1 protein-coding gene is annotated in these 1,528 nt (G+C 69.4%); it reads right to left on the bottom strand.

Going from position 1 to position 1,528, the window contains the following annotated elements; genetic code table 11:
- On the bottom strand, positions 1-1,528 hold a 1,528-nt coding region (mbhE, locus tag ACTS11_RS03075), incomplete at both ends, for a hydrogen gas-evolving membrane-bound hydrogenase subunit E (RefSeq protein WP_442638875.1).

The following is a 1,528-nucleotide window of genomic DNA, read 5'->3' as shown; positions in this document are numbered from 1 at the left end:
TAGCGGGTCCCGCGCAGGAGCGCGTAGGCCGCCAGCGCCGCGATCACGACCACGGCGATCTCGCCGAACGTGTCGAGCGCGCGGAAGTCCACGAGGATCACGTTGACGATGTTGCGCCCGTAGGCCTCGGGCCAGGAGGCGACCTCGAAGTAGTCGGTGATCCGCCGGTCGATGTCGCCCTGGACGACGCCCACGATCACCACGGTGACGAGCGCACCGACCGCCACCGACAGAGCCGCGTGGCCCGGCCGCTTCTCCTCCTTGCGGAGGTTCAGGTGCGGCAGCTTCAGCATGGCGACCGCGACGAGAACGACGGTCAGCGTCTCGACCAGCAGCTGCGTGATCGCCACGTCGGGCGCGGAGAACATGATGAAGATCAGTGCCACCCCGATGCCCACGACCCCGAGCGCCGCAACCGCGGTCATCCGGCTCGAGGTGTAGGCGGTCAGGAGCGCGCCCGCGGTGATGAACACGAGCACGGCCCAGTGCTTGAACAGGAGGCCGTCGAACTCGGCCGCGAGGTCGAGGGCGATGGGCCCGAGCGCGTCCTTGGCCCAGATCGTGCCGCCCACGCCGATGGCGAGCGTCAGGAAGATCGTCACCATGTAGCGCTGCAGGACGCCCGACTGGAGGATGCGCGTCTGCCACTCCGCCAGCGCCTTCAGCCCGTCGAGCGTTCGGTCCCAGCCGGGATCGAAGCGCAGCGGGCTGATCTCGATGCCGCGGGCCACGACCGCGCGCAGGCGGCGATGGCCGAGATAGAGCACGAAGCCCGCCGCGAAGGTCACGAGCGAGAGGATGAAGGCCGCGTTCACCTCGCGGAAGAGGTAGAGGTCCACCTCGACCGGCGCGCCGTAGACGGCGAGTGTCGCGGGCGCGACGAACCAGGTCTCGGCGAGGCCCGAGAACACCCCGAACCACAGCGACAGCCCGCCGAGCAGCAGCGGACCGATCCACATGGCGGCCGGTCCCTCGTGCGTCCTGGCGAAGCGCTCGGGCGTCCGGCCGAGGAAGGGCCGCGCGACCGAGATGCCGGCGGCGACGAACATCAGGACCGAGGCCGCGAAGATCGTCCCCGTGACCCAGAGCTGCGCCGTGTCGAGGCCGAGCCCCGCCTTGTAGAGGAACTCCTTGCCGATGAAGCCCACGAAGGGCGGGATGCCCGCCATCGAGATCGCCGCGAGCGCGCCCGCGATGAAGGTCACGGGCATCTTGCGCGCGAGGCCGCGCAGGTCGTCCACCTCGCGCGTGCCGGTCTCGTGATCGACGATGCCGATCATGAGGAACAGCGCCGCCTTGTAGAGCGAGTGGACGACGAGGAAGAGCATCGCGGCCTTGATCGCGTCCGACGTGCCCGCCCCGATGAAGAGCGTCAGCGCGCCCAGCGCCATGAGCGTCGTATAGGCCAGCACCTGCTTGATGTCGGTCTGCCGCACGGCCATGAGGCTCGCGAAGACGGTGGTGAAGCCGCCCGCGATGACGAGGGCCCAGAACCACGACTCGGTTTCGCCAAGCGCGGGGTTCACCC

Source organism: Roseicyclus sp. (assembly GCF_052168335.1).
In the GTDB taxonomy this organism is placed as follows: Bacteria; Pseudomonadota; Alphaproteobacteria; order Rhodobacterales; family Rhodobacteraceae; genus Roseibacterium.
The sequence above is the reverse complement of the archived record's forward strand: the minus strand, read 5'-3'. Positions and strand labels throughout refer to the sequence as shown.